1 protein-coding gene is annotated in these 1143 nt (G+C 41.4%); it reads right to left on the minus strand.

From position 1 onward, the window contains the following. Positions 1-853, minus strand: an 853-nt coding sequence (locus tag ACP45E_RS22440; protein ID WP_069585545.1) for a cation diffusion facilitator family transporter, incomplete at its 3' end; no start/stop codon positions are given. Positions 854-1143 lie beyond the last annotated feature (290 nt).

Genomic DNA, 1143 nt, shown 5'->3' on the forward strand with positions numbered 1-1143 from the left:
CGCTCTTCCGATCTAACGCTTTTCGAGTTTTTTCCAGTTCACACGTTTTGATTTGTTCGCTGTTTGAATGAATATCAACGCTCACACGAAGTTCATTGCCAACTTTGGTTACTGCTGTCAGCTCAATACCTAAGTCTTGCTTCATTTCATTATCGACAGCGGTAACATCGTTATCCACGGTTGTACAAAGTTCTTTATTCGGTGCCATGGTAAGGAGTTCTTTCATCGCGCCTTTTAACATATCAACGGGCACTTTAATGAAATAAAACGACATCAATAGCATCATCATAGGGTCGGCGTACACGGCGTAAGGAGATAACTGAGTCAGTGTGATCAACCATGCAGCAACAAAGCCTAATGTCACCGCAACACTCAATAAGGTATCCATTTGCCACTGTTTCGATTCTGCTTCTATTAGCCCAGAAGAAAAGCGTTTGCTTTTGTTGGCGATATACCACCAGGCATAGCCACAACCAATCACGTTAACGACACCAAATGCAGTGGCAACAGAGACATCCACTTCTCGTCCTCCATTGAACATGGACACGCCTGCTGAGTAGAGTGAATAACCGACGATGACAAGAATGGTGATGGCTTTAATTGATATAACAAGAGGTTCAATGATGGCTTTACCAAGAGGAAAAGTGCCTTCAGAAGGGGTCTGAATATAGCGAGAAGCGACTAGTGACAATAAAGTTAACAGCAAACTGACGAGGGAATAAACACCATCGAACATGATGACTAAAGAGCCGACAAACCAACCAAGTGTTAGCCCCCCAATAGCAAATCCAAGTGCTAAAAGGGCTGAGAAGCTAAGAACTCGTTTTTCGTTCTGGTTTGTTTGGGCGCACATACATTATTACTCGTTATAAACACCTCTTTATTCTTGGCTTAGGGTAAAATTATAGCAATGTTTAAAAACACTCTAAAAGGTGGATTAACCTGAAATGATGATAATGTTATTATTATTCATATAGTTATGACAATAACCTTGCGTCAGTTATATTGTCGGTGGCTGATTTATCATCAGAAAGTGAGTGATAAATAAGAAACTACCGCCGTAAATCGTCACTGAATACTTAAAAGTCAAATAAGTAGTCACTGAGCTTGTCAGCGAGCCACACCATACCAGGGTGCTCGGTC

Origin of the sequence: Vibrio genomosp. F10 str. 9ZD137 (assembly GCF_049974785.1) — a bacterium.
In the GTDB taxonomy this organism is placed as follows: domain Bacteria; phylum Pseudomonadota; class Gammaproteobacteria; order Enterobacterales; family Vibrionaceae; genus Vibrio.